Raw genomic sequence first — 18,234 nt, 5'->3', positions numbered from 1 at the left:
CAAGCTCCGATGAATGAATTCAGAACACATGGACCAGACGCAGCAACGCGTCGGTACCGTGATAGCCGTTGTCGGTGGCGACGTTCTGCGAGAGGCTGAACATCAACTGATTCTGTTTATCGAGCCAGTGACCGACTTCGAAACCCACCTGGGTGTAGCGCTTGTGGGTGTCATCGATGCGTTGTTCATTGATCCGCAACTCGCCGCCATCGGCGTGGATCAGTCGCAACGCGCCATAGGTGCTCGAAGTGAAGTCATAAGAGGCAAAAGCTTGCAGGCGATACAGAGGGTCCTGTTTGAGGTCATTGCTGAAGTAGTCGTCGTTCTTGCCATAGAGCTGGGCTTCGAAGTTGGCTTCCAGCACCCATTTTTCACCGATGCCCTGGGTGTAGTTGTAAACGAAGGTTGCCCCCCAGCGATTGGCGCCGGGTGACACATCGGGATTTGTGCTGTGGTACTCGCCCACCGGCAGGGTAAGCAGGGTCAGCAACCCGCTGTAGGTGCGCGAGGTGGGGTCGTTGATGAAGAACAGGGTGCCGCCGACCTGAGGATCACCGAAACCGCTTTCTCCGGTGTGCTGACTGGCACCTGGCAGGCGGGCGCTGATGTCGGCGAAGGGCACGATGAATTGTGGGGTGCAGAGGGTGCCGCAGGTGTCGGTGAAAAATACCTGGCGATAAGCCACAGCGTTGACCTTCAGGTCGGCCTTACCCGTGCTGTCGGCGGGGCCGTGGAAATCATTGGCGCGGCTTGCCGGCAAATACAGTACGCCCAGGGTGGTGCCCGAAGGGGCGCCGAAAAAATCCCGGGCGTTGAGGTCGGCAGCGCCAGCATGCAGGCTCGACAGACCACTGATAAGAGCCAGTGCAGTGTTGCGGGTGAAGGTACTGGTCATGGGCATTGCGTCTCTTCTTTGAGTTGTTGTGCGGCGAACGGATCGCCCCTACGTGGCATAGGGAAAAAAGGGCAAAAGTGTCCCGTGGCTGTCAAAAAGGCAGCTAAAAAGTCAGCGCGAGTCAGCGGGGTAGATCAGTCAGGCGGGGCGTGCAGCAGATGGGCAATTCGGGCTTTGTCCTTAACCCCGAGTTTGCTGTAGATGGCGCGGATGTGGTGGCGCACGGTATTGGGTGACATGCCCAGATCGCGGGCGACTTCCTTGTAGGTCTTGCCTTCGCCGAAGCCCTGAGCCACATCGTTTTCTCGTGGACTCAATTGCATCAGCACAGTGCGGCTGCGGGCTGCCAGCAGGAACAGATCACCGACCGTCGAGGCCTCGATCTGCAGATGCTTGCCTTCATACCCATTAGCGTCCATTGCCACCGGCAGGCAAGGGCCAGTCCAGTCCGTCCACTCGCTCAGCAGCAAGTCGACGAAACCACGTTCCGCGCAGTGCAGTGTGCCGCGCTGGTCGCATACGGCGAGCGCCAGATTGCGCGGGCGGGTGAGGGTTTCGCGCATGGCCACAAGGGTGCGGATCTGGTTGGCCGATACCGCGGCAACCAGATGAAGCATGAGGTTGTTCAGCAACCGACAATCCTGATCGGAAAAGCGCGGTGCTTCGGGAGCGCGATACACCGTGAGGTGATCGCTGAGGTGGGTTTGTGGGTCGACGTACACAATGCACAGCAATTCGCCAATACCATAGGATTCGCCGAGCCAGTTGAGTCCGGGACCGTTGGAAGGGTCGCGCATGTCGACGATGACCGCTTGCCCGGGGATGTCATGGACCCTGCCGACGGTCACGTCGATATGGCGAATCGATTGCCAGTCCGGCAGGTAGCTGCGGGGCAATTTGTAGAGATAGGAGTTGTGTTCTTCAGGCAACCCCTCAATCAGCGCCGCACGCCCCCACCAGGCACTGTCGAAGGGTAACAACTGGTTGATGCAGCCCAGCGCGGCATGGTGGAAGTGCTCGATGTCTTTGTCCTGTGCCAGGCGCTGAAGCTCCAGTGTCATCGCACTGAACGCCTCCAGGAGGCTGGCGTGACCATGATCATGACGGCTCATTCGTATGTACCTCTGTGCGACATTTTTATTGTTTTCGTCACGAAGTCATTAAGGACCGGAACGTCATTTGGACGTGGGCAGGGCCTGAGGACGAGTATCGGCGGGTTGAGAGAGTATCGCTATCCTACAGATGCACGATGCCTGCTACAGGAAGGCCTTTTGTGTGTGGCAGACAGGAGCAAACGCCTCAGCAGCCACGTACAAGCAATCACCTCCCGTTTGCTATCAGATCCAGTGTCTCGATCGATGAACAAAGGACAGGCTGATGTTCTTCAAGAAACATAAACAGCAGCAGGCGCTCACTGAGACCTTGCAACTGGAACGGTTCACACAAGAAAAAAACCAAATCGTGCAACGTCTGCGGGTCGCCGAGGAGCTGTCCAAGGGCCAGGCCTGCCAATTGGAGCGCAGCGAGCAAGCGCTTGAAACGCTTCGCCAACAGCTGAAACAGGCTCTGAGCCGCGAGCAGGCGCTTGAAGTCGAGTTAAGCCAGCATGTGCAGCTGTCCCGCCAGCATCGGCAGGAGGAGCAGATCTGGGAACTGTTGCAGTCGACGCTGACCGAGGGCTGCTGGGACATCACCGTGGTCAACGGCAATGTTCAAGACCCTGCCAGCTGCATGCGTTTCTCCAATCAGTTTCGCCTCCTGATGGGTTATGCCTCCCATGAGTTGCCCGACGGCTGGGATGCTCAGGTCGGCATCACCCACCCGGATGATCTGCCGAAAATCATGGCGATCTTCGACCGGGAAATTCTCGGACCCCACGGCAGTGGCGAATACGTCTTTGAATACCGGATGCGCCATAAGACCCGCGACTACATCTGGTGCCGCGAGCGTGGTCGTGCGGTACGTGATGAGCACGCAAAGCTTTGTCGCGTGATCGGCGCGGTACGCGACATCAGCGATGAGCGTTCGGCCAAGGCGACCCATCATCAAATGCTCGAGCAGAATCAGGCGACCTATGGCCAGATCGCAACGGTGGTGGGGGTTATCAAAGGCATTGCCGACCAGACCAACCTGCTGGCCCTGAATGCCGCCATTGAAGCGGCGAGGGCGGGAGAGGTCGGGCGCGGTTTTTCAGTGGTGGCCGATGAAGTGCGCAAACTCGCGGAAAATACCCGCCAGGCCACACATCAGATTCAGACGATGTTGCATCAGCACAAACAGTAAGCCTGCTCAGGAGCTGCCCCCCGGCAGCTCCTGAAGAACATCAGAAGGGGATGGCCACGGTCAGCTGACTGTAGACGTTGGTGCCATTGCCACCTACCTGATTACCGCCGTTGCTTTCATCCTTTTCCGGCTTATACAGGCCCACCAGCGGGGTGACGATCAGGTGCTCGTTCACCGCCCATTCGGCATACAGGTCAAGTTCACGACCATCGAGGTTCAGCGCATTGTTCTTGTGAAGGGTCTTGTAGTCGAAAAACAGCACTCCAACGGTCACTGGCTCCAGCGGTTTGACTTTGAGCGCCACATGCTGGATCGCGGTGTTGCTGTTGAACGGGCCCGAATAATTACCGGCCACTTCGCCCTGGAACCAGGTACCGTAGCCACGGTTGACACCGTTGAACATCGAATCCCAATCTTTGGAATAGCGGCTGTAACGGTACGTCAGGTCCGGCGACCATGGCAGGTCGGCAAAGGTGTAGCCGGCTTCGGTGTACCAGGCTTTTTCCAGGCCGGCGTCCTTGTCCTGCCAGGCATATTCGAAGGAAAGGTGAGCGTTCTCTATTCCGCCATTGCCAGCGCCCCGCAGGCTATAGATGTTCATGCCTTCACGTTGCTTCTGGAAGTCGCTGGCATAACGATCATCGACGTCGATGCCGTGAATATAGGTCAGCCCGAGGGTACCTGGCGCGGCGGTGTATTCCAGGGTGCTGGCGGCCATCTCGGTCTTGGCCTGAGCGCGGTTATCCGACTTGATCCACATCAGGCTGCCATGAACGCCTTCCTTGCCGCCCAAGCGCAGAACGGCGGTTTCGTCGAAGGCGTGGCGTGCCGCGAGATAATAGGCACCACCTCGGTTGAACTCACCGTCCGCCACACCTTTACCCAGGTTCAGGCCGTCGTCGTTGATGATAAAACCGTCACCGAGAGTAATGACCTGGCGCCCAAACGACACATCCACACCATCCTTGCCAAGTACCGGGAACAGGTCGCCGGAACGCCAACCGGCGAAGGCTTCATCAAACTTTGTGGTTCGTTCGGTGCCGTCGGTGATGCCCGCCGCATCGCCATCGCCCCAGGTGCCGGAACTGACCAGATTGGCCGTGCCATAGGCGCTGCCCAGGTCGCCGAGCGTTTGCTCGACACTCAAGCCATACTTGATAAATCCTTCGCGCCAGCTAGACCCGCCTGTGATGCCGTCATAGTTCTTGCGACTGTTGAACATCCCATAGACGGCGAGGAAGTTGCCGGTGACCTTGGTGTCGTTATCGGCATACAGCTCGTAGGCCTGGGCCGACGAGTCGGCGATCAAGAGCGCGATACCCAGACCAACGGTCTTGGACAGCGATCGTGCTTTCAGTGTTTGCTCCATTGTTGTTTTCCCCAGCTTTTGTTGGACAGCTCGATAGGTCGAGTGCGCATTAGGGCGACTGGAGGCGGGGGAAGTCTTTCACCTGCGTGCCAGATAATTGATCCTGTCAGCCAAGCGCCGGACCTTGGCAGGGAGCAACAAAACCGGCGGCAGGCATGGGCAAGACGATCAGGGCGGGAGGGGCGCAAAGTGGTTCTGCACAGGGCGCCGTTTCGATCAGGGACTGGCTGGGGAAGGCGTTATCGCCGGCTCCTTGAACGGCTCGATTCATACAATAGAAAAATCCGCTTTCGAGGATCTGCACTATGTCGATCAATGACAGGCTCACAGAGCATTTGAACCGGGGTACGGTCGGTTTTCCCACCGCACTTGCCAGCACCATCGGCCTGATCATGGCCAGTCCGGTGATACTCACCGCGACCATGGGGTTTGGCATTGGCGGCAGCGCTTTTGCGGTGGCCATGTTGATCGCCGTGGTAATGATGCTGGCCCAGGCGACGACCTTCGCTGAAGCTGCGTCGATTCTGCCGACCACCGGTTCGGTCTACGATTACATCAACTGCGGCATGGGCCGTTTCTTTGCAATCACCGGTACATTGTCGGCCTACCTGATTGTCCATGTGTTTGCCGGAACTGCGGAAACCATACTTTCGGGCGTCATGGCACTGGTGAACTTCGAGCATCTCAACACGCTGGCCGAATCGGTCGGTGGTTCGTGGTTGCTTGGGGTGGGGTTCGTCGTTGTGTTCGGGATCCTCAATATCTTCGGCGTCAGCGCGTTCGGTCGGGCCGAAATCATCCTGACCTTCGGCATGTGGACGACCCTGATGGTGTTCGGCGTGTTGGGGCTGATCGCGGCACCGGCTGTGCAACTGGATGGCTGGTTCGGTGAGTCGCTGGTGGGCACAGACTTGATCACCATTTTGTCGCTTGTGGGCATGGCCATGTTCATGTTCGTTGGTTGCGAGTTCGTCACACCCTTGGCGCCGGATCTGCGCCAATCGGCCAGGGTCATGCCCAAGGCGATGATTCTGGGTTTGCTCAGCGTGGCGACGTGCATGTTCATCTACGGTGCAGCGATGAAACGTCAGGTGGAAAACGTGTTATTGGATGCGGCCAGCGGTGTGCATCTGCTTGACACGCCCATGGCGATTCCAAAGTTCGCCGAGCAGGTAATGGGTGATATCGGTCCGATATGGCTGGGTATTGGCTTCCTGTTTGCCGGCGCGGCGACCATCAATACGTTGATGGCGGGAGTGCCGCGGATTCTTTACGGTATGGCGGTCGATGGGGCGTTGCCCAAGGTCTTCACTTACCTGCACCCACGCTTCAAGACGCCCCTACTGTGCATTGTGGTGGTGATGCTGATTCCTTGCCTGCATGCGCTGTATCTGGGCGGCAACGCCGACAACATCATGCCCCTGGTGCTGGCTGCCGTATGCGCCTGGAGTTTTGCTTATCTGCTGGTGACGCTGTCAGTGGTGATCCTGCGGATTCGTCGCCCCGATCTGCCACGGGCTTATCGCTCGCCGTTCTTTCCACTGCCGCAGATTGTCTCCAGCATCGGTATTCTGCTGGGCATGTGGTTTATCACGCCGCCCGGTATGAATCCGGCGGACATCTATATCCCTTTTGGCGTGATGCTCGGTTGCACGGCGGTGTATGCGCTGTTTTGGACGTTAGTCGTGCAGAAGGTCAATCCATTCAAGCCGGCGTTGGTGGAAGACGTGCTGGCCAAGGAGTTTTCCTATGAGCCTGGCAAGCATCACAACGATTATCTCGACCATGCTGCAAAAACTGTCTGAGCTGTTCAGTGCCAGTCGCGCCCCGGCCGGTTATCGGCCGGGTGTGACGCTTGAGCACCTGCGGCGCAACCTCGGCCTGGCCAGTTTCGAGCAGACAGAGCTGACAGTGGCCCGGGCTTCGCTGGACGATGGCAGCCTGCAATTGGAGATCGTCGAGCGCACCGAGTCGCAGCTGTTGATGCACCTGGTTATGACCGAATTCGTGCTGCGGGTGCCTGCTACAAGAGAGGGCATGGCGAGCTTTGAACTGCACCATACCGGGTCGGTTCGACGGACCGGAATCCGCTGTCGGCAACGTGCTGGAGACGCGGCACTGTTGGTCGGTTTGGAAGCCGGATTACTGGCGGACAGTATGCTGCAGCAAGCGCTGATGCCGCTGGATTTCAAACGCTTGCGCATCGATCTACAAGCGCGTCAATGGTGCGTGCGGCTGGAGCATATGGGCGGTAGCGAAGTGGTCAACCGGATGCCGGCCTTTCGTCGCTACATCGCCTTGAGCCGTGAGCAGCGCGACTGGCTGCTCGAGTCCTTGAGTGGTTTGCAGCGAGTGCTGCGCACGCTTTGAGTTTGGCATCATAAATGCTTTCACATACGGCTATCAGTACTTGTTGCGCACATATAGATAACATGTTAACTATTGCGCTACAAAAACAAAAAGCCATTGTGGAGATACCCATGAGCATCCAACAGGTTGTGCAAGACGGGCTGGAAAACTGGACCCGGGATCTGCGAGCTGTTTGCGGTCACTTCGACACAGAACTGGCCTTCAACCGCGCGCTGTTCATCGGTGAGGTTTCCAAGTTCTCCCGAGGCGGTCTGCCGCTGGCCAACCTGCGCACCAATGCGGGCCTCATCAAGCGCCCCAAGACCAACCCCGACCACGATAATGACCAGCATTGTTTCCTGGTCAGCCAGCGCAGCGGCTACGCCCAGATCACCCAGAATGGCCGGAGCATCCAGCTGGCCCCCGGGGATATGCTATTGATGGATTCGACAGGGTCCATCGAAATCACCCCCTTTGGCCTGATCGAGCATGCCTCCCTGTCCTTGTCTCGCAATGAAGTGTGCAAGCAACTCGGCAGCCAGCTCGGGACCTTCGGCAAGATTTCCTCGAGCAAGGCCTGCGGGCGGATGCTGCACGTGTTGATGGATCAGCTATGCAAGGACAACCTGGAGGGCGAGTGTGCCGTGGGCGAGGGCGAGGCCTTGCAGTGTGCTTTTGCTTCGCTACTCGGCTCGGCATTCGAGCAGGATCATGATTCACGGGTCGACAGCGCCTCGTTGCAGGGCAATAACCTGCGAAGTTATGTGCAGAAAGTCATCGATGAATCCCTGACCCAGCCCGGCCTGAGCCCGGTGGGCCTGGCCAATCGACTGAACATTTCAGTGCGGCATTTGTACCGGTTGTTCGAGGAACAGGACGATAGCGTTTGTCGCTATATTCAACGGGCTCGGCTCAAACGCAGCGCCGATGACCTGACCAACCCTTTCCTGAGGACTGAATCGATTACCTCGATTGCCTACAAGTGGGGCTTCACCGATTCGGCGCATTTCAGCCGCTCGTTCAAGAAGCAGTTCGAGCTATCACCCAAGGATTTTCGTTCCAGCCATTTGCAGCAGGCGGTGGGGGCGGCGTGAGTCTTTGACTGGATGTAAAAAGGGGGCTTTCCAAAGCCCCCTTTTTAGTATTGAAAAAAGCTGTATCAAACCTCTGGCAAGGTCGATCCCCCATCGACCACCAGCGTCTGCCCGGTAATGTAGCTCGCCAGATCCGACGCCAAAAACAGCATGGCTCCGGCGATATCGGCCGCAGTGCCCAATCGTCCCAAAGGCACACGGCTGGCGATATCGTCGTTGACCTGGTCGCCCCCCAGATTACCCATGGCAGGCGTCGCGATCATGCCGGGCTCAGCGCCATTGACCCGCACGTTGTATCCGGCCAGCTCCAGTGCGGCATTGCGAATGAAACCGTTAACCCCGGCCTTGGATGCCGCATAGTGGCTCAGTCCTGGATAGGCCACCCGCGGGCCGGTGACCGATGAAGTCACCAGCACGCAGCCCTGACCCTGACGACGGAACATCGGCAAGGCCGCCTGAGTCAGCCAGAATAGTGCCGAGAGATTGACGGCCAAGGTGCGGTCGAGAATGGACGGAGTGATCTCGGCGAAGGGAGTCAGTGGAAAATACCCAGCGTTGTGCACCAGGATATCCAGCCGACCCAAACGCTGCTCCAGGCCCTGAACCAGTTCGAACACCGCTGTGGACTCGGCCAGGTCGACGAACACGGCTTCGACCTGACACGCCCGCCCAGACAACTCGATGGCCAGCGCCTGAGCCTGGGGCAGTTGCAAGTCGGCGATCACCACGCGTGCACCGCGCAAGGCGAAGGCTTCGACAATCGCACGGCCAATACCCTGGGCACCGCCGGTCACCAGTACGGTTTTACCGCTGAAGTCCAGATCTTTGAAAGTGCAGCCTTCAGACATGAGGTTGCTCCATATGTGTATAGGCCAGGGTCGGCACATCGACGATGCTCGAACCGCCGTCGGCCACAAGGGTCGCGCCGGTGATGATCGAGGCCTCGCTGGACGCCAGGAAGCGACAGACCCTGGCGATTTCCTCGGCACTGGCCGGCCGGCGCAACGGCACGTCAGCGCAGACCCGGCCATAGGCTTGCTGCAGCGTCTCACCATAAAAATCCATCAGCGGCTGCATCTCCTGATCGGCCATGGGCGTGCGGACCCAGCCCGGACAGACCGCATTCACTCGCACGCCGCGTGGGCCGTAATCCCTGGCCAGCGAGCGGTTGAGGCCGAGCAGGGCGTGCTTGGCTGTGGTGTAGCCGCAGACTTCGGGGCCCGCCGCCAGTGAGGCAATGGAACCGATCAGCACGATGTTGCCGGCACTTTCCAGCAAGAGCGGCAGACAGGCCCGGGCACTGTAGAAGGCGCTGTCGAGATTACTGCGCAACGCGGCTTCCCAGGTTTGTGGGGTGGTTTGGGTTGCGCTGCCCAGACCATGACCGCCGGCACAGGCCAGCAGCACATCGAGCCGGCCGTAATGCTGACGAATCTGCGCCATGAAACCTTCCCAGGTGTCCGGACAGGCGGCATCGCCGACCAGGACCAGGCCACCGGTTTCCCGGGCAACCTGCTCCAGAGGTTCGCGGCGGCGGCCGACCAGAACCAGATTGGCGCCTTCGGTTGCGTACAGCCGAGCGCAGGCGGCACCGATGCCAGTCCCGGCTCCGGTGATTGCAACGATACGTGGCTCAGGCATCGGGATACTCTGTCCGGTTGAGAACCTGGCAGTAAGAGGCGACCGGAAAGTTCGACAGCTCATCGAAGGATGACCCGGCATAACCGAAAATCTTGCCGTCGCTGCGGTGCTGTTGCATGTCGATAAGCAGTACACCAAGGGTCGGGATGATCTTCTCGCGCCAGACGAAAAGGTACAACTGATCGGCGATCTTGTAGTAGTGGCAGCGGTCGGTGTCGCACAGGCCTTGCTCTACACCCTTGAGGCACTGCCAGGAATAGAATTGATCGTTGAGGTAGATGTGCTCGTAGACTTCGCTCGGGCTGTAGCGATACAGGTTGCGCAGGCCGATCAGTTCGCTGGTCGGTGCGTGAGGGCATTGGCCTTCCTGCCACGGACGATCGAGGCTGCCATGCAGGAAATCCACCTCGACCGAGGTCAGGTTCTTGCCGGCTAGGGCACGGCTGTAGAGACCTTCACGGGTTTGCTCCTGGGTCGGCATGCGGCCGATCACGGCGGTGAACGAAGCGCTGCCGGTGTCGAGCACCAGGCTCACCGACCAGGCTTGAGCGCCTTCTCGCTTGATGAAATCCACCAGATACAGACCGGGGCGCACCGAAGTTGCCCGATACGCTGCGGTGCCGTTGGAGTGACCGTCTGCAGCGGTCCAGGACACCGTTTCGGTGTCGAAACGATGTTCGATCTGCCAGCCATTGGCGAAGTTCAGCATGAAGGTCTTGCCATTCAGGTCGGCCAGGTTCGGCAGGATAAAAGCTTCTGGGGCGAAGCCGTCGGCCAGGGCGCCAACGGTGATCCAGTCAGAGGGTTTGGTCATTGCAATGCTCCGGTTAAGTGAAGTAGCGACCTGGATCATGCCGCTCGGATTCTGGCTCGCCTATCAACCGGATGGTTGAACCGGTTTAGAGAAACAGCGTCCCCACCAACTCGGTACGACTGGCCACGCCAGTTTTGCGAAACAGGTTGATCAGGTGAGTCTTGATGGTCGGCAGACCGACGTCCAGTTCCCGGGCCAATTGCTTGTTGCTGGCGCCTTGGCGCAACAGCAACGCGATCTGCCGCTCCTTGGGCGTCAGGCCGATCAGCGGATCTTCGCAGAGCTGCATGTTCGCCACGGCCAGTTGCAGCAGAGACTGCAAGGCATTGAGCTGGACCAACTGGTCGGTGGTGAAGGCGCCTTGTTCGGCGGTGCGTAACAATGAGATGGCGGCCTGAGGCTGGCCGGCGCTATGGGCAAGGATTTCCACCACATCGACGACGCCATAGCGTTGCAGGAAATCCCGATAGCGCCGGCTGTCCCGCGTCGGCTGTCGGGCCATGGCCAGGCCTAGCGGCACTACGACCAGCCCGCTGGACAGGCAATTGCGTGGTTGCAGCGGGTCGAATTGACGGTAGTTGTCGAGATAGTCGCGATGCATCTCGCCGCTCATGCAATGCAGCTGGAAATCACGGGCTTGCAGGTGCCGGTCGACACAGTAGAACGCCGCCTGACTGGCAGGAACGAGTTGAGTGAAAGCCTGCAGGCAATGGCCAGCGACTTCCTGAGTAGGGATGGCGTTCATGGTAAGTAACCTTCGCCAAAAAGGCTGCCGGTGGGAGTCGGCAGCCGGGATCGATCAGGCAACAGCGAAATAATGCTTCACAAAGCTTTCACTGACAACTTCCCAGAGCACAGGCGTGCCCTTGGTCACGAACCAGCTGTCACCGGCCTTGTAGCGAGAACTCTGGCCGGTGGATTCGTCAGTCAGGACCACTTCACCGGTGACTACGGTGGCTTGTTCGGCGAACTGATAGACCATCCGGAACTTGCCCTGGGTGGTGCCGAAGTAAGCACTGCTGACCGGGTCGGTCGGCGCTCCGAAGGTCATTTTGCCGAAGGCCCGGACTTCGCCTTCGAGGATTTCCGAGCCAAGGTCGGCGACGGTGCCCCAGGCATCCAGTTCGGATAGCTGGATGTCTTGCTTGAGGGTAGTAAGGGTCATGGCAGTTGCTCCTGATGAGTAAAAAAGTTGAAAGGGAAGAACGCCTCGGCCGTCAGCGGCGCCCGTTCCAGTAACCCGAAAGCTGGTGCCAGGATTTGCCGGCGGTCAGCAACAAGGGGCGGAACGCATCTTTGCCAAGGATGGTCGGGCGGTGGATCGAGCTGACCAGGTCATAGCGCGCCGAACCTTCACTCATGCCCTCAGCCAGCACCTTGCAGATGATATGGCTGGGTGTGACGCCGAAGCCCGAATAGCCTTGAACGAAGAAGGCGTTACTGCGACCGGGCAGGGTGCCGATCTGCGGGAACAGGTTCGGGCTGCAGGCCATCGGACCACCCCAGGCCAGGTCGATTTTCACGTCCTTGAGATAGGGGAAAATCTTCAGCATCAGGCGGCGATTCCAGGCCTTCAGGTCCAGGGGAATATGTTCGACCAAAGGGGTGGCGGCACCGAACAGCAGGCGGTTTTCGTTGGTGACACGGTAGTAGTCGATCACCGGGCGAATGTCGCTGTAGGCGCCGCGAATCGGGCTGATGCGGTTGATCAGCTCGTCCGACAGTGGCTCGGTCATCATCTGGAAGGCGTACGTGTTGATGGTCGAGCGGTGCAGTTCGGGTTCCAGTTTGTTGAGGAAGCTGTCGCAGGCCCACAGCAGTTTGCTGGCCTTGACCGAGCCGAGCCCCGTGCGCACGGTAATGCGCTCGCCATAGCTGACTTCCAGGGCCGGGCTGTTCTCGAAAATTCGCACGCCGTGACTGACCACTGCCTTGGCTTCACCGAGCAGCAGGTTCAGCGAATGGACGTGACCGCCGCCCATGTGCAACAGAGCACTGCTGTAGGCGTCGGAGCCAATGATTTGCTTGACGTCCGAACCGCCGAGAAAGCGGATCTCGTGTTTGGTGTTGATCGATTTGAAGTCTTTTTCCCAAGCGCGCAGGGTCTTTTCCTGGCGAGCGTTGAAACCCATGTAGCCGTAGCCGTGACAGAAGTCGGCATCGATGTCGTACTTGGCGATGCGATCTTTGATGATGTCCGCACCCAGGTCGCTGATCTCAAAGACCTGACGCAGACCGTCCTCACCCACGTCCTTCTTGATCTTCTCCAGGTCGTGACCGATGCCGGCCATGATCTGTCCACCATTACGCCCGGTGCCGCCAAAACCCAGGTAACGCGCCTCCAGCACGACGATATTGGTGATGCCTTTTTCGGCGAGCTCCAGTGCGGTATTGATGCCGGAGAAACCACCGCCAATGATCACAACGTCAGCTTCCACATCCTGTTCCAGCGTCGGGAAGCTGAGGTTGTATTTTTTGGTGGCCGTGTAATAGGTGGGCGTTTCGATATTGATCATGGCGCAGCCTGAAAAAGTGAAGAAAAACTCAACGCAGGGCCTTAAGGAAGCTCTGTACCGGATGACTTCTATTAAGAGCTCTGGCGGGGCGGATGTCTTGATTCTCTGTGCCGGGATTTTTGATTCAGCGCGCCAGAGCCTTCGGGAGCCAAACAAGTTATAGCGTTTTGTGAGTTGGACAGTGGTAGAGTTTCGTTAAACTATTAACTAAATCAACCGTGATTCTGACTTCCATGCATAAACCCCGGCAATCCCTGACCTTGACCCTATTGCAGGCCCGTGAAGCGGCCATGAGCTTTTTTCGTCCCTCGCTCAACCAGCACGGTTTGACTGAACAACAGTGGCGGGTTATCCGCATCCTCAGTCAGCACGACGAACTGGAAATCTACCAACTGGCGGAACTGGCTTGCATCCTCAAACCAAGCATGACCGGTGTGCTGGTGCGAATGGAGGCGGCCGGGATGGTCCATCGGCGCAAGGCCGAGCAAGATCAGCGGCGGGTGCTGGTGACTCTGGCCGAAAAGGGCGAGGCGTGCTTTGCGTCCATGAGCCAGTGCATGGAAGAGAACTACCAGCGGTAGCAGGCTCAGTTGGGAGAGGAGAAGTTGCAGACGTTGCTCGGGCTGCTCAATGAGCTGAAGACCATCAGGCGCTAGAGACAAAACACGGTGTCAGAAATAGCCGGGATCTAATGTGGGAGCTTGCTCGCGATGACGTCGGTACATTCAACATCACTGTCGACGGATCCACCGCTATCGCGAACAAGCCCACACACGAGATCCGCTGTGTTTTACATACCTGACGCAGGCCAACCGACTTATTTGATACTCAGGCACATGTACTTCTGCTCGATGTAATCATCGATCCCGTATTTCGAACCTTCACGGCCCAATCCTGACTGCTTGATCCCGCCAAACGGCGCCACTTCGGTGGAGATCAGCCCTTCGTTGACTCCGACCATGCCGTACTCCAGCGCTTCGCTGACGCGCCAGGCGCGGCCCAGGTCGCGAGTGTAGACATAGGACGCCAGACCGAACTCGGTGTCGTTGGCCATGGCGATTGCCTCGGATTCGGTGTCGAAACGGAACAGCGGTGCCAGCGGGCCGAAGGTCTCATCCCGGGCCACCAGCATGGCCGGGGTGACGTCGCCGAGCACCGTGGGTTCGAAGAAGTTGCCGCCCAGCGCATGGGGTTTGCCGCCGGCCAGCAGCGTGGCGCCCTTGGCCAGCGCGTCGCTGATATGTTCCTCGACCTTGGCCACGGCCTTGGCGTTGATCAGCGGCCCTTGTTGCGCGCCTTCGGTCTCGGCCCGGGCGACCTTGAGGGCGTTGACCGCCAGTACCAGGCGGCGGGCAAACTCGTCATAGACACTGTTCTGCACCAGCAAGCGGTTGGTGCAGACACAGGTCTGGCCGCTGTTGCGGAATTTCGAGCCGATAGCACCTTCCACCGCGGCATCCAGGTCGGCGTCTTCGAAGACGATAAAGGGCGCGTTGCCGCCCAGTTCCAGGCTGACTTTCTTGATGGTTTGCGCACATTGGGCCATCAGCAATTTGCCGATACCGGTGGAGCCTGTGAACGAGAGTTTCTGCACCGCCGGGTTCCCCGTCAGCTCGGCACCGATTTCCCGTGAGCGGGTGCCGGTGACCACATTCAGCACCCCGGCCGGAATACCGGCGCGTTCGCCGAGTTCAGCCAGGGCCAGGGCCGACAGTGGGGTTTCCGACGCTGGTTTGAGCACCACGGTACAGCCAGCGGCCAGCGCCGGACCGACCTTGCGGGTGATCATTGCATTGGGGAAATTCCATGGCGTGATGGCCGCCACCACCCCGATGGCCTGTTTGATCACCACCAGCCGCCGGCCTTGTTTGTCGTGAGGAATTACATCGCCGTAGACCCGTTTGGCCTCTTCGGCGAACCACTCGATAAAGCTCGCGCCATAAGCCACTTCGCCGCGACTCTCGGCCAGTGGCTTGCCTTGTTCCCAACTGAGCAGGCGGGCCAGGTCTTCCTGATTGGCCATGATCAGCTCGAACCATGTGCGCAATACGTTGCTGCGCTCCTTGGCGGTCTTACCACGCCAGGCGGGCAGGGCCGCCTGGGCCGCAGCGATGGCGCGGGTGGTTTCGGCCTGGCCGAGGGAGCTGACTTGGGCGATGGTTTCGCCATCCGCCGGGTTGGTCACCGCGAAACGTGTGCCGTCATCGGCTTCGATCCATTGGCCATTGACATAAGCCTGTTCGCGCAGCAGTTGCAAATCATCAAGTTTCATCGGACTTCTCGAAAAAATCAGTACACGCCGCCGGAGCTGGTGGGCACCGGGGCATCTTTGAATTTGCCAGCGAGGGATTGCAGGCCGCGCATCAGCACCGTGGTGTCGACACCGACTGCAACAAACGCTGCGCCCAGCTCGATATAGCGCCGGGCAAGTGTCTCGTCAGCACTGAGAATGCCTGCGGCCTTGCCAGCTTTCTGAATTCGCACAATGGCGTCCTCGATGGCCGCCTGCACCTCAGGATGGCCCGGATTGCCGCGATGGCCCATGGATGCGCTCAAATCTGCCGGCCCGATAAAGACCCCGTCGACACCTTCTGTAGATGCGATGGCATCCAGGTTGGCCAGGCCTTCGCGGTTCTCGATCTGCACCAGCAGGCACATCTGCGCATCGGCCTGATCGAGGTAGCCGGGAATGCTGTTCCAGCGCGAAGCACGGGCCAGCGCACTGCCAACACCGCGTATACCCTGGGGCGGGTAGTGAATCGCGCGCACCAGTTCTCGTGCCTGCTCAGCACTTTCGACCATCGGGACCAGCAGGGTCTGGGCGCCGATATCCAGCACCTGTTTGATCAGCGTGGTATCGCCGATCACCGGGCGGATGATCGCCTGGCTTGGGTAGGGCGCGACGGCTTGCAACTGGCTGAGCATGCCGCGCAGGTCATTGGGCGCATGTTCGCCGTCGATCAGTAGCCAATCGAAACCGGCATTCGCCGCCAGCTCGGCACAATAGGCATCGGCCAGACCGAGCCAGAGACCTATCTGTGCTTCGCCGCTTTTCAGGCGTTGCTTGAAGCGGTTGATGGGCATTTCCATAGAACGGTTCTCCAGGGATCAGACGAAGCGGCAGGAGATGGAACCCAGCATGTCGTAATCGACATGGAAGGTATCGCCGGGGTTGGCCGTCACAGGACGGGTGAAGGAGCCTCCGAGAATGATCTGCCCCGCTTCCAGGGTGACGTCGTATGCGGCCAGCTTGTTCGCAAGCCAGGCCACGCCCTTCGCAGGGTGGTTAAGCACCGCTGCGGAAACCCCAGACTCCTCGATCACGCCGTTGCGGTACAACACCGCCGGCACCTTGCGCAGGTCGATCTCGGTTGGCCGCACCGCACGACCTCCCATGACCACACCAGCGTTGGCAGCGTTGTCGGAAATGGTGTCGAAGACCTTGCGCGTCGCTTTGGTCTGCGGGTCGATTTGCTGAATGCGGGCGTCGATGATCTCAAGTGCCGGGATCACCCACTCTGTGGCGTCGAGCACGTCGAAGATCGTGCAGTTCGGACCTTTGAGCGGCTTGCCAAGAATGAACGCCAGCTCCACTTCTACGCGCGGCACGATAAAGCGTTCGAAAGGAATGTCCGTGCCTTCCTCGAAGAGCATGTCATCGAGCAGGGCACCAAAATCCGGCTCGGTGATGTTCGAGGATACTTGCATGGCCCGAGAGGTCAGACCGATCTTGTGCCCGACCAGCTTGCGCCCGTCCTTGATTTTTTGTGCAACCCAGGCGCGCTGGATGGCGTAGGCGTCCTCGATCGTGATAGCCGGGTATTCGAGGGAAAATTGCCGGATCTGCTCCCTGGAGCGTTCGGCCCGGTCCAGTTGTGCGGCGGCTTGCAGGATTTGCTGTTGATCGAGCATGACAAAGATCTCTTACTGTGGGTTGACGATGGCCGCGTGGGTACGAAGGACCAGAAAGCCGCCAAGGGCGATAAACAGTGCAAGGACATACAGGGCCAGGCTGGCACTCTGAGTTGTGTCGCGCATCCAGCCGATCAGGTAAGGGGCGAGAAACGATGCGATGCTGCCAAATGAACTGATCATCGCGATGCCAGCGGCCTGGGTGCCGTTGGAGAGAAAGGCTGGCGGCAGTTGCCAGAACATCGGCAACGCGGCGCTGGCGCCCATGCCTGCAATGGTCAAGCCGCCCATCACCAACAACGGGTTACCCGGTGCCAGTCCCGCCAAGGCAATACCGGCGGCGGCCATCAGCAGCGGCACACACAAGTGCCAACGGCGTTCACGGTTACGGTCCGATGAGCGTCCACAACCGATCATGAAGAAGCAGCCGGCCAGATAGGGCACGGCACTGAGCAGGCCGATCTGGCTGTCGCGGCCGATGCCGGCGCCGTGAATCAGGGTCGGCATCCAGAACGCCAGGGTATTGACCGCTAGCATCACCGCGAAATAAATCGCCACCAGCAGCCAGACCTGCGGGTCGCGCACAATGCCGCCGAAGGAGGTGATGGATTTACGTTGTTCTTCGCTGTTCAATTGCGCGCGCAGTTGTTGTTTCTGCGCGGGGTTGAGCCACTTCACGACTTCGAAGTTATCCGGAAGGCACTTGAGAACCACCAGACCCAGCAGGACCACTGGCGCACCTTCGATCAGGAACATCCACTGCCAGCCGCGCAGCCCACCGAAGTCATGGAGGTTTTCGAGAATCGCACCGGACAGCGGTCCGCCGATCACCCCGGCCATCGGCACGGCGATGGCGAACAGCGCGGTGACTTGAGCCCGGCGCCGGGCCGGGTACCAGCGGTTGAGAAACACCAGGATCCCGGGAAAGAAACCGGCTTCGGCCACCCCCAGCAGAAAGCGCAGGACATAGAAACCGCTGGAGCTTTCGACCCACAACATGCTGGTGGAAAGCATGCCCCAGACCACCATCAGACTGGCGATCCAGCGCCGTGGCCCGACCTGGTCCAGGGCCATGTTGCTTGGTACGCCGAACAGCGCGTAGGCAATGAAGAACAGTCCGGCTCCGAAACCGTAGACCGTATCGCTGAAGTGCAGATCGGTACTCATCTGCATCTTGGCGAAGCCGATGTTGATCCGGTCCAGATGGGCGAACAGGTAACAGATCAACAGCAATGGCATCAGGCGCCAGGTAACGGTGCTGTGGGTTCGATCGTGCTTGGCAAGGGTGATGCTGTCAGCGGTATTGGCTGTGCTCATGATGTTGTACTTTTTGTTTGAGTGGCCGTTGGCGGAAGGAGGGC

At 59.2% G+C, this 18,234-nt stretch carries 17 protein-coding genes and 1 pseudogene; 5 read left to right on the top strand and 13 right to left on the bottom strand.

The window, feature by feature from the left end:
* Positions 1-19 precede the first annotated feature (19 nt).
* Both PSH64_RS16845 and PSH64_RS16840 read right to left on the bottom strand, forming a co-directional pair.
* A complete protein-coding gene (locus tag PSH64_RS16845; protein ID WP_181150646.1) occupies positions 20-901 on the bottom strand; it encodes a transporter in 882 nt (293 codons plus the stop codon).
* 128 nt (positions 902-1,029) lie between these two features.
* Entirely contained in the window at positions 1,030-2,007 is a 978-nt protein-coding gene (locus PSH64_RS16840; protein WP_105341097.1) for a helix-turn-helix transcriptional regulator, read from the bottom strand.
* A 265-nt stretch (positions 2,008-2,272) separates the two neighbouring features.
* Here PSH64_RS16840 and PSH64_RS16835 point away from each other — a divergent pair, with 265 nt between their 5' ends.
* On the top strand, positions 2,273-3,178 hold the full coding sequence (locus PSH64_RS16835) for a methyl-accepting chemotaxis protein (RefSeq protein ID WP_305477889.1): 906 nt from the start codon (positions 2,273-2,275) through the stop codon (positions 3,176-3,178).
* A gap of 40 nt (positions 3,179-3,218) precedes the next feature.
* On the opposite strand, the gene PSH64_RS16830 is transcribed toward PSH64_RS16835, so the two are convergent.
* Complete coding sequence (locus PSH64_RS16830) at positions 3,219-4,547, bottom strand: hypothetical protein (RefSeq protein ID WP_305477888.1); 1,329 nt, start codon at positions 4,545-4,547, stop codon at positions 3,219-3,221.
* A 305-nt stretch (positions 4,548-4,852) separates the two neighbouring features.
* Between PSH64_RS16830 and PSH64_RS16825 the strand changes: the two genes are divergently transcribed.
* The 3 genes from PSH64_RS16825 (at position 4,853) to feaR (ending at position 7,990) form a co-directional block, all read left to right on the top strand.
* Complete coding sequence (locus tag PSH64_RS16825; protein WP_105341093.1) at positions 4,853-6,352, top strand: APC family permease; 1,500 nt, start codon at positions 4,853-4,855, stop codon at positions 6,350-6,352.
* Positions 6,333-6,917 (top strand): DUF3156 family protein, encoded by a 585-nt coding sequence (locus PSH64_RS16820; protein ID WP_105341092.1) that lies wholly within the window; start codon positions 6,333-6,335, stop codon positions 6,915-6,917. Before PSH64_RS16825 ends, PSH64_RS16820 begins: the two co-directional genes overlap by 20 nt.
* Before the next feature lie 110 nt (positions 6,918-7,027).
* Positions 7,028-7,990 (top strand): transcriptional regulator FeaR, encoded by a 963-nt coding sequence (feaR, locus tag PSH64_RS16815; RefSeq protein WP_105341091.1) that lies wholly within the window; start codon positions 7,028-7,030, stop codon positions 7,988-7,990.
* A gap of 65 nt (positions 7,991-8,055) precedes the next feature.
* Here the strand turns inward: feaR and PSH64_RS16810 are convergent, their stop codons facing one another.
* The 6 genes from PSH64_RS16810 to PSH64_RS16785 all read right to left on the bottom strand — a co-directional run bounded on the left by PSH64_RS16810 (position 8,056) and on the right by PSH64_RS16785 (position 12,961).
* Positions 8,056-8,838: an SDR family oxidoreductase gene (locus tag PSH64_RS16810; RefSeq protein WP_105341090.1), complete on the bottom strand. Its 783-nt coding sequence runs from the start codon at positions 8,836-8,838 to the stop codon at positions 8,056-8,058.
* The gene (locus PSH64_RS16805) at positions 8,831-9,631 is read right to left on the bottom strand and encodes an SDR family NAD(P)-dependent oxidoreductase (protein WP_105341089.1); all 801 of its coding nucleotides are present in this window, start codon (positions 9,629-9,631) and stop codon (positions 8,831-8,833) included. Before PSH64_RS16805 ends, PSH64_RS16810 begins: the two co-directional genes overlap by 8 nt.
* Positions 9,624-10,445, bottom strand: coding sequence for a molybdenum cofactor biosynthesis F family protein (locus tag PSH64_RS16800; protein ID WP_105341088.1), 822 nt, complete (start codon positions 10,443-10,445; stop codon positions 9,624-9,626). The genes PSH64_RS16805 and PSH64_RS16800 overlap by 8 nt, the downstream gene beginning before the upstream one ends.
* Before the next feature lie 85 nt (positions 10,446-10,530).
* Positions 10,531-11,190 carry a helix-turn-helix transcriptional regulator gene (locus tag PSH64_RS16795; RefSeq protein ID WP_105341087.1) on the bottom strand — a complete coding sequence of 220 codons (660 nt, stop codon included), beginning with the start codon at positions 11,188-11,190 and terminating at the stop codon, positions 10,531-10,533.
* A 54-nt stretch (positions 11,191-11,244) separates the two neighbouring features.
* Positions 11,245-11,610: a cupin domain-containing protein gene (locus PSH64_RS16790; protein ID WP_105341086.1), complete on the bottom strand. Its 366-nt coding sequence runs from the start codon at positions 11,608-11,610 to the stop codon at positions 11,245-11,247.
* A 52-nt stretch (positions 11,611-11,662) separates the two neighbouring features.
* The gene (locus PSH64_RS16785) at positions 11,663-12,961 is read right to left on the bottom strand and encodes an FAD-binding oxidoreductase (protein ID WP_305477887.1); all 1,299 of its coding nucleotides are present in this window, start codon (positions 12,959-12,961) and stop codon (positions 11,663-11,665) included.
* Positions 12,962-13,194: 233 nt separating this feature from the next.
* On the opposite strand from PSH64_RS16785, the pseudogene hpaR reads away from it, so the two are divergent.
* Positions 13,195-13,617: pseudogene (gene hpaR, locus PSH64_RS16780) on the top strand (homoprotocatechuate degradation operon regulator HpaR).
* Between the two features lie 161 nt (positions 13,618-13,778).
* Here the strand turns inward: hpaR and PSH64_RS16775 are convergent.
* Genes PSH64_RS16775 through PSH64_RS16760 form a run of 4 tightly spaced genes read right to left on the bottom strand, consistent with a single transcriptional unit; the run spans position 13,779 to position 18,190 of the window.
* On the bottom strand, positions 13,779-15,233 hold the full coding sequence (locus tag PSH64_RS16775; protein WP_305477886.1) for an NAD-dependent succinate-semialdehyde dehydrogenase: 1,455 nt from the start codon (positions 15,231-15,233) through the stop codon (positions 13,779-13,781).
* A 17-nt stretch (positions 15,234-15,250) separates the two neighbouring features.
* Positions 15,251-16,051, bottom strand: coding sequence for a 4-hydroxy-2-oxoheptanedioate aldolase (gene hpaI, locus PSH64_RS16770; protein ID WP_145314521.1), 801 nt, complete (start codon positions 16,049-16,051; stop codon positions 15,251-15,253).
* Positions 16,052-16,069: 18 nt separating this feature from the next.
* Positions 16,070-16,873, bottom strand: a complete 804-nt coding sequence (gene hpaH, locus PSH64_RS16765; RefSeq protein ID WP_305477885.1) for a 2-oxo-hept-4-ene-1,7-dioate hydratase — start codon at positions 16,871-16,873, stop codon at positions 16,070-16,072.
* Between the two features lie 12 nt (positions 16,874-16,885).
* Positions 16,886-18,190, bottom strand: a complete 1,305-nt coding sequence (locus PSH64_RS16760) for an MFS transporter (protein ID WP_305477884.1) — start codon at positions 18,188-18,190, stop codon at positions 16,886-16,888.
* Positions 18,191-18,234 lie beyond the last annotated feature (44 nt).

Origin of the sequence: Pseudomonas sp. FP1742 (assembly GCF_030687145.1) — a bacterium.
Taxonomy (GTDB): Bacteria; Pseudomonadota; Gammaproteobacteria; order Pseudomonadales; family Pseudomonadaceae; genus Aquipseudomonas; species Aquipseudomonas frederiksbergensis_D.
Note: the sequence above shows the minus strand (reverse complement) of the source record. Positions and strands in the feature narration are given on the sequence as shown.

Bases quoted from the DNA above. Each gene is read 5' to 3' on its own strand.
- PSH64_RS16845 (WP_181150646.1), bottom strand. From the start codon at position 901: ATGCCCATGACCAGTACCTTCACCCGCAACACTGCACTGGCTCTTATC.
- PSH64_RS16840 (WP_105341097.1), bottom strand. From the start codon at position 2,007: ATGAGCCGTCATGATCATGGTCACGCCAGCCTCCTGGAGGCGTTCAGT.
- PSH64_RS16835 (WP_305477889.1), top strand. From the start codon at position 2,273: ATGTTCTTCAAGAAACATAAACAGCAGCAGGCGCTCACTGAGACCTTG.
- PSH64_RS16830 (WP_305477888.1), bottom strand. From the start codon at position 4,547: ATGGAGCAAACACTGAAAGCACGATCGCTGTCCAAGACCGTTGGTCTG.
- PSH64_RS16825 (WP_105341093.1), top strand. From the start codon at position 4,853: ATGTCGATCAATGACAGGCTCACAGAGCATTTGAACCGGGGTACGGTC.
- PSH64_RS16820 (WP_105341092.1), top strand. From the start codon at position 6,333: ATGCTGCAAAAACTGTCTGAGCTGTTCAGTGCCAGTCGCGCCCCGGCC.
- feaR (WP_105341091.1), top strand. From the start codon at position 7,028: ATGAGCATCCAACAGGTTGTGCAAGACGGGCTGGAAAACTGGACCCGG.
- PSH64_RS16810 (WP_105341090.1), bottom strand. From the start codon at position 8,838: ATGTCTGAAGGCTGCACTTTCAAAGATCTGGACTTCAGCGGTAAAACC.
- PSH64_RS16805 (WP_105341089.1), bottom strand. From the start codon at position 9,631: ATGCCTGAGCCACGTATCGTTGCAATCACCGGAGCCGGGACTGGCATC.
- PSH64_RS16800 (WP_105341088.1), bottom strand. From the start codon at position 10,445: ATGACCAAACCCTCTGACTGGATCACCGTTGGCGCCCTGGCCGACGGC.
- PSH64_RS16795 (WP_105341087.1), bottom strand. From the start codon at position 11,190: ATGAACGCCATCCCTACTCAGGAAGTCGCTGGCCATTGCCTGCAGGCT.
- PSH64_RS16790 (WP_105341086.1), bottom strand. From the start codon at position 11,610: ATGACCCTTACTACCCTCAAGCAAGACATCCAGCTATCCGAACTGGAT.
- PSH64_RS16785 (WP_305477887.1), bottom strand. From the start codon at position 12,961: ATGATCAATATCGAAACGCCCACCTATTACACGGCCACCAAAAAATAC.
- PSH64_RS16775 (WP_305477886.1), bottom strand. From the start codon at position 15,233: ATGAAACTTGATGATTTGCAACTGCTGCGCGAACAGGCTTATGTCAAT.
- hpaI (WP_145314521.1), bottom strand. From the start codon at position 16,051: ATGGAAATGCCCATCAACCGCTTCAAGCAACGCCTGAAAAGCGGCGAA.
- hpaH (WP_305477885.1), bottom strand. From the start codon at position 16,873: ATGCTCGATCAACAGCAAATCCTGCAAGCCGCCGCACAACTGGACCGG.
- PSH64_RS16760 (WP_305477884.1), bottom strand. From the start codon at position 18,190: ATGAGCACAGCCAATACCGCTGACAGCATCACCCTTGCCAAGCACGAT.